The sequence below is a fragment of the Micrococcus sp. HMSC31B01 genome, assembly GCF_001816085.1.
GTDB lineage: Bacteria > Actinomycetota > Actinomycetes > Actinomycetales > Micrococcaceae > Micrococcus > Micrococcus luteus.
Map to the genome: position 1 here is coordinate 1 of NZ_KV825249.1, position 7,075 is coordinate 7,075.

Consider the following 7,075-nt stretch of genomic DNA (forward strand, 5'->3'; position numbering starts at 1 on the left):
GGACCGGGAGGAGATGACCCGCATCTCCCGGGAGGGTGTCCTCCTCGGCGCCGAAGGCTGAGTCCTCCCGTCGGGTGGACCCGCGGCGGGGCGCGGGCCACCCCTCGCCCGCGCCGCGGCCCGCTCCCTACCGTGGTGCCCATGACCACCTTCGCCGCAGCCGAACGTGCCCGCCTCGCTGACCTCCTGCTCGAGAAGGGCCCCGACGCGCCCACCCTGTGCGGCGGCTGGAGCACCCGCGACCTCGCCGCCCACCTCTGGCTGCGGGAGAGCCGGCCCGACGCCTTCGCCGCCCTGTTCATCCCGCCGCTGTCCCGCCACCTCGACCGCCTGACCGCGGACACCAAGCGCCGCGACTACGCCGAGGTCGTGCGGGAGTGGGCCGCGGGCCCGTCGGCGCTGAACCCCATGCGGGCGGCGGATAGGCACGTGAACGCGGCCGAGCACTTCATCCACCTCGAGGACGTCCGGCGCGGCGAGTCCGCGGCCAGCGGCTCGCTGCCCGCCCCGCGCTCGTTCTCCCCGGACGAGGAGGACGCCCTCTACCGCTCGCTGCGCCGCATGGCCCCGCTGTTCCTGCGTAAGTCCGCGGCGCCGGTGGTCCTCCAGGGCCCGGGTCGCGCCCCGGTCACCGTCACCCGTGGGGCCGTGGCGCTGCGGGCGCCCGTCACGGTGACCGGCGAGGTCGGGGAGCTCCTCCTCTGGGCCTCGGGCCGGGACGCCGTGCACGTGGAGATCGACGGCGACGCGTCGGCGGCCGTGCGCACCGCCCTCTGACGCGCTCCGGCCCCGCGGCCACGGGCCGGCGCAGCGTCCACTACACTGGCGGGCATAGGCGTCGACCCGGCCATCACCGGCGAGCCTCCGGAAGAACGGGCCGCACGGCCCCAGTAGAACCGGACGGGTAAGCCCGTCACAGCAGTCATCAAGCGGCCGGCACCCCGGGGACCTCCCGACGCCGGCAAGCAAGGTGGTACCGCGTCCGCGGCCGGCCGGAGGGTCGGGCCCTCGGGCGTCCTTGCACGGAACCGACGCCCCGGACGCAAAGGACCCCCGTGTACCCCCTCGCCTCCTCCGCCCCTGACGGCCGCACCCCCGCCTCCCCGCGCTTCCCGGAGATCGAGCGCCGCATCCTGGCGTACTGGGACGAGGACGGCACCTTCCAGGCCTCGATCGACCAGCGTCCCACCCGGAACGAGGACGGCTCGCAGAACGAGTTCGTCTTCTACGACGGCCCGCCCTTCGCCAACGGCCTGCCGCACTACGGCCACCTGCTCACCGGGTACGTCAAGGACCTCGTGGCCCGCTACCAGACGCAGCAGGGCCGCCGCGTGGAGCGCCGCTTCGGCTGGGACACCCACGGCCTGCCCGCCGAGCTCGAGGCGATGAAGCAGCTGGGCATGACGGACAAGTCCGAGATCGAGGCCATGGGCATCGACACGTTCAACGACGCCTGCCGCTCCTCGGTCCTGAAGTACACGGACCAGTGGCAGGACTACGTGACCCGCCAGGCCCGCTGGGTCGACTTCGAGAACGACTACAAGACCCTCACCCCGGACTTCATGGAGTCCGTGATCTGGGCCTTCTCCGAGCTGCACCGCAAGGGCCTGACCTACCGCGGCTTCCGCGTCCTGCCCTACTGCTGGAACGACGAGACCCCGCTGTCCAACCACGAGCTGCGCATGGACGACGACGTCTACAAGATGCGCCAGGACCCCTCGGTCACCGTCACGTTCCCGATCACCGGCCTCCCGGCGGACCCCGCCCTCGTGCCCGACGGCGGCGCCGACGCGGCGCTCGCCGCGCACCTGGCCGGCGTCCACGTCCTGGCCTGGACCACCACGCCCTGGACGCTGCCGACCAACGCGGCCCTCGCCGTCGGCCCCCAGATCCAGTACGCCGTGGTGCCGGCCGGCCCCGAGGGCGCGACCGCGGACGGGGACCGCTTCCTCCTGGCCGTGGACCTGGTGGGCGCCCACGCCAGGGAGCTCGGCTACGCCGATGCCGACGCCGCCCGCGCCGCGGTCACCGAGACGATCCCCGGCGCCCGCCTCGGCGGCCTGGCCTACGCGCCGCTGTTCACGGACGTGTTCGACGCCCACCGCGGGGAGACCTTCACCGTCAACGGCCGTGACCTCGGCGTCGAGGGCGCCCACCGCATCCTCGTGGACGACTACGTCTCCACCGAGGACGGCACCGGCGTGGTCCACCAGGCGCCGGCCTACGGTGAGGACGATCAGCGCGTGTGCGAGGCCAACGGCATCCCCGTGCTGCTCTCCGTGGACTCCGGTGCCCGGTTCCTGCCGCTGTTCGCCCGCGAGGACGTCGGGCGCGGCGACCTGCGCGAGATCGCCGGCGTGCAGGTCTTCGAGGCCAACCGCACGATCATCCGCGCCCTGCGCGCCCTGGGCCGCGTGGCCCGCGAAGCCTCCTACGAGCACTCCTACCCGCACTGCTGGCGGTGCCGCACGCCCCTGATCTACCGCGCGGTGACGTCCTGGTACGTCAAGGTCACCCAGATCAAGGAGCGCATGCTCGAGCTGAACGAGGAGATCACCTGGATCCCCGGCAACGTGAAGCACGGGCAGTTCGGCACGTGGGTCGCCAACGCGCGCGACTGGTCCATCTCCCGCAACCGGTACTGGGGCTCGCCCATCCCGGTGTGGGAGTCCGACCACCCCGACTTCCCCCGCCAGGAGGTCTACGGCTCGCTCGCGGAGATCGAGGAGGCCTTCGGCCGCCTGCCGCGCAACGCCCAGGGCGAGGTGGACCTGCACCGCCCGTGGGTGGACGACCTCACCCGCCCCCACCCGGACCCCGAGGCCGCCGCGGCCGGTGCGGTCATGCGCCGGGTCGAGGACGTGCTGGACGTCTGGTTCGACTCCGGCTCCATGCCGTACGCCCAGGTGCACTACCCGTTCGAGCGCGCGGACTGGTTCCCCACGCACAACCCGGCGGACTTCATCGTGGAGTACATCGGCCAGACGCGCGGCTGGTTCTACACCATGCACATCCTGGCGACCGCCCTGTTCGACCGGCCGGCCTTCTCCCACGTGATCTCGCACGGCATCGTGCTCGGCTCGGACGGACAGAAGATGTCCAAGTCGCTGCGCAACTACCCGGACGTCACGGAGGTCCTGGACCGCGACGGCGCGGACGCCATGCGCTGGTTCCTCATGGCCAGCCCCATCCTGCGCGGCGGCAACCTGATCGTCACGGAGGAGGGCATCCGCGAGGGCGTCCGCCAGGTGCTGCTGCCGGCGTGGAACGCCTACCACTTCTTCACCCTGTACGCGAACACCGCGCACGACGGCGGCGCCCGCCCCGACGGGTACCGCGCGCAGGAGCGGCACACCGCCGAGGACCCCCTGGACCAGTACATCCTGGCCGCCACGGGCCGCATGCTGCGGGAGGTCAAGACCGGCCTGGACGCCTACGAGGTCTCGGACGCCACGGACGCGCTGCGCGGCTTCATGGACACGCTGACCAACTGGTACATCCGCCGGTCCCGTGAGCGGTTCTTCGACGAGGACACCGTCGCCTTCGACGTCCTCTACACCGTTCTCGAGGCCTTCACCCGGGCCGCCGCGCCGCTGATGCCGCTGATCGCCGAGGAGATCTGGCGCGGTCTCACGGGCGGCCGCTCGGTCCACCTGACCGACTACCCGGACGCCGACCTGTTCCCCCACGGGCCCGAGGCGGACTCCCTCGTGGCCCGCATGGACGCCGTGCGCCGCATCAGCTCGGCCGGCTCGGCCCTGCGCAAGGGGGCCGGGCGCCGGGTGCGCCTGCCGCTGCCCGGCCTGTCCGTCGTCGTCCCGGACGCGGCGGGCCTCGAGGGCACCTACGCCCGCATCGTGGCGGACGAGCTGAACCTCAAGGACGTCGAGCTCACCGAGCTCTCGGAGGAGGCGATCGCCCGCTACGGCATCGGCACGGAGCTGAAGCTGAACTTCCGCGAGCTCGGCAAGGCGTTCGGCAGGCAGGTGCCGCTCGTGAAGCAGGCGGTCGACGCCGGCGCCTACGAGGAGACGGCCGAGGGCCTGGCGGTCACGCTCGCCGACGGCGAGACCGTGACCCTGGCCCCCGCGCTCTACGAGCTGCGCACCGTCTCCACCGGTGCCCCCGAGGGGACCACGGTGGGCGTGCTGCCCGGCACCGCCGGCTTCCTCGTCCTGGACACGCAGGTCACCGCGGAGCTGGCCGCCGAGGGCACCGCCCGGGACGTGGTCCGCGCCGTCCAGGCGGCCCGCAAGGACGCCGGCCTGGACGTCTCCGACCGCGTGCGCACGCGGATCGAGGGCCCCACCGCCGTGGTGGCGGCGCTCGAGGCCCACCGCGGCCTCGTGGCGGAGGAGACCCTCACGGTGGACCTGGAGCTCGTGGACTCCGGCGCGGCCGACCCGCGCAAGGACCCGGCCGACGACGCCATGAAGACCGTGGCCGTCACCGTCGCGAAGGCGGACGCGTGATGCGCGGGGACGTCCCGGGCACGGTCGAGGAGGTCTACCGGGACCTGCTCGCCCGCGCTCCGGAGAACAAGATGCAGCCGCGGCTCGAGCCGATGCGGCGCGTGCTCGCGCTGCTCGGCGACCCGCAGCACGCGGCCCCGGTGATCCACCTGACCGGCACCAACGGCAAGACGTCCACGGCGCGGATGGTCGAGGCCGTCCTGCGTGCCTACGGGCTGCGCACCGGGCGCTACACCTCGCCGCACCTGCAGCGCGTCACGGAGCGGATCAGCATCGACGGCGCCCCGGTGGCCGACGAGACCTTCGTGCGCGTGTGGGGGGAGATCCTCCCGATCGTGCAGACCGTGGACGCGGAGCTCGAGGCCGCGGGCGAGGTCCCGCTGACGTACTTCGAGGCGGTCACCACGCTGGGCTTCGCGGTGTTCGCGGACGAGCCCGTCGAGGTCGTCGTCCTGGAGGTGGGCCTCGGGGGTGTGACGGACGCGACCAACGTCGCGGACGCCGTCGTCTCCGTGGTCACCCCCATCTCCCTGGACCACACAGATCTGCTGGGGGAGACCGAGGCCGAGATCGCCGAGGAGAAGGCCGGCATCATCAAGCCCGGCGGCGCCCTCGTCTCCGCCGCCCAGGAGCGCGACGCCGCCCAGGCGCTGCTCGAGGCGGCGCGGGCGGCCGACGTGCCGTTCCGCTTCGAGGGCGTCGAGTTCGGCGTGCTCGAGCGCTCCCTGGCCGTGGGCGGCCAGCAGGTGTCCGTGCGCGGCCTCGCGGCCGAGTACCGGGACCTGTTCCTGCCGCTGCTCGGGGAGCACCAGGCGCAGAACCTCGCGGTGGCCGTGGCGGCCCTGGAGATGTTCCTGGGCGGCGGCGAGCGGCCGCTGGACGAGGAGCTGCTGCGCGAGGGGCTGTCCCAGGTCACCTCGCCCGGCCGGCTCGAGGTGCTGCGCACCGCCCCCACGCTCATCGTGGACGCCGCCCACAACCCGGACGGCGTGCGGGCCACGGCCCGCGCGGTGCAGGAGGCGTTCGGCTTCACCCGCCTCTCGCTGGTCGTCGGGATCCTCCAGGAGAAGGACGCGCCGGCCATGCTGGCGGCGCTCTACCGGGCGTTCGGCGACGACGTGGAGGACCTCGCGGTGACGCAGTCCTCCTCGGCCCGCGCCATCCCGGCGGGGGAGCTGGTCCGCATGGCCGTCGACGCCGGCTGGCCCGAGGACGACGTGTACGCCACCGAGTCCGTGCCGGACGCCCTCGAGTGGGCGGTCGGCCGCGCGGAGGCCCTCGAGACGAGCGCGGACGAACTGGCCTCCGGCACCGGCGGCGGTGTGCTCGTGCTCGGCTCGATCACCCTGGCCGCCGAGGTCCGCACCCTCGTGGGCGAACCCCGGCATGCCGGCCCTGTCACCGTGGCCGCCCGCGGCCTCGACCCCGCCGACCTGCTCGACGCCGTCGGGCTGGCGGACGCCGACGAAGACGATCTGGACCCGGAGATCCTCGAGCTGCTCGAGGACCGCGACGACGCCGGCGCCCGCCGCCGGCCGGAGGAGGACCGATGACCGACGACCAGCCGGAGACCGGAGGCGCCACGGAGCAGGGGCGCTTCGGCGACGAGCCCTGGCGCCCCGCGCGCGAGACGCGAGCCCAGCGGCAGTGGCGCCCCGGCACTCGTCGGCGCCGCCGCTCCGTGCGCGCCCTGTTCACCTCCACGATCCTCATGCTCGAGGCGGTGCTCATCTTCTTCCTCGGGCTCATGCTGTTCGGCATGCACCGGGACGAGCCGGGCGCCTGGTGGTTCGTGGCGGGCTACTCCGCGCTGGCCGTCGTCGCGGTGCTGACCTGCGCCCTGGTGCGCAAGCCCGTCGGCATCGCGATCGGCTGGGCGATCCAGGCCGTCCTGCTGGCCTCCGGCTTCTGGGAGTACTCGATGTTCGTGGTGGGGGCCCTCTTCGCGCTGACGTGGGCGTACGCCGTGATCAAGGGCGGTGCCATGGACGTCGAGAACGCCCACCGGGACCGCCTCGAGGCCGCCTGGGAGGCCGAGCACGGACGCTGAGACCCGGGCCCCACTAGGGTGGGGCGGGAACCGGACCGCGCTCGCGGCCGTCCGACGACGCTAGGAGCACACCCCATGACGCACCACACCGAAGAGACCCTCGTCCTCATCAAGCCGGACGGGGTGGCCCGCAACCTGGTCGGCGAGATCCTCGCGCGCATCGAGCGCAAGGGCTACGTGATCGCCGATCTGAAGATGCTCACGCCCACCCGCGCCATGCTGGAGCGCCACTACGAGGAGCACCAGGGCAAGCCGTTCTTCGAGCCGCTGGTCGCGTTCATGGCCTCCGGCCCCGTGGTGGCCGCGCGCGTCACGGGCGATTCGGTGATCGAGGGCTTCCGCTCGCTGGCCGGCAAGACCGATCCCACCGTGGCCGCCCCGGGCACCATCCGCGGCGACCTGGGCCGGGACTGGGGCGAGGCCGTCCAGAAGAACCTCGTCCACGGTTCGGACTCGACCCTCTCGGCCGAGCGCGAGCTCGCGATCTGGTTCGGCTGAGCCCGTTCCGGGCCCGCACGACGGCGGCCGGTCACCCTGGTGGGGTGACCGGCCG

Annotated in this window: 5 protein-coding genes and 1 pseudogene; 5 read left to right on the forward strand and 1 reads right to left on the reverse strand. The window is 73.3% G+C overall.

Annotated elements, in window-relative coordinates; all coding sequences use genetic code 11:
* The first annotated feature begins 141 nt into the window (after positions 1 to 141).
* The 3 genes from HMPREF3105_RS09065 (at position 142) to HMPREF3105_RS09075 (ending at position 6,025) form a co-directional block, all read left to right on the forward strand.
* On the forward strand, positions 142 to 777 hold the full coding sequence (locus HMPREF3105_RS09065) for a TIGR03085 family metal-binding protein (protein ID WP_044659087.1): 636 nt from the start codon (positions 142 to 144) through the stop codon (positions 775 to 777).
* A gap of 278 nt (positions 778 to 1,055) precedes the next feature.
* A complete protein-coding gene (gene ileS, locus HMPREF3105_RS09070; RefSeq protein WP_070709293.1) occupies positions 1,056 to 4,472 on the forward strand; it encodes an isoleucine--tRNA ligase in 3,417 nt (1,138 codons plus the stop codon).
* Entirely contained in the window at positions 4,472 to 6,025 is a 1,554-nt protein-coding gene (locus HMPREF3105_RS09075) for a bifunctional folylpolyglutamate synthase/dihydrofolate synthase (RefSeq protein ID WP_070709295.1), read from the forward strand. The genes ileS and HMPREF3105_RS09075 overlap by 1 nt, the downstream gene beginning before the upstream one ends.
* 115 nt (positions 6,026 to 6,140) lie before the next feature.
* Here the strand turns inward: HMPREF3105_RS09075 and HMPREF3105_RS13795 are convergent.
* A pseudogene (locus HMPREF3105_RS13795) lies at positions 6,141 to 6,203 on the reverse strand (hypothetical protein); the annotation flags it as partial.
* Between HMPREF3105_RS13795 and HMPREF3105_RS09080 the strand changes: the two are divergent.
* On the forward strand, positions 6,178 to 6,522 hold the full coding sequence (locus HMPREF3105_RS09080; RefSeq protein WP_353301127.1) for a DUF4233 domain-containing protein: 345 nt from the start codon (positions 6,178 to 6,180) through the stop codon (positions 6,520 to 6,522). The pseudogene HMPREF3105_RS13795 and the gene HMPREF3105_RS09080 overlap by 26 nt on opposite strands.
* Before the next feature lie 75 nt (positions 6,523 to 6,597).
* Positions 6,598 to 7,020 carry a nucleoside-diphosphate kinase gene (gene ndk / locus HMPREF3105_RS09085; RefSeq protein WP_012750845.1) on the forward strand — a complete coding sequence of 141 codons (423 nt, stop codon included), beginning with the start codon at positions 6,598 to 6,600 and terminating at the stop codon, positions 7,018 to 7,020.
* The last annotated feature ends 55 nt before the right edge of the window (positions 7,021 to 7,075 follow it).

Coding starts and splice junctions, on each gene's coding strand:
- HMPREF3105_RS09065 (WP_044659087.1), top strand. CDS start 142: ATGACCACCTTCGCCGCAGCCGAACGTGCCCGCCTCGCTGACCTCCTG.
- HMPREF3105_RS09075 (WP_070709295.1), top strand. CDS start 4,472: ATGCGCGGGGACGTCCCGGGCACGGTCGAGGAGGTCTACCGGGACCTG.
- ndk (WP_012750845.1), top strand. CDS start 6,598: ATGACGCACCACACCGAAGAGACCCTCGTCCTCATCAAGCCGGACGGG.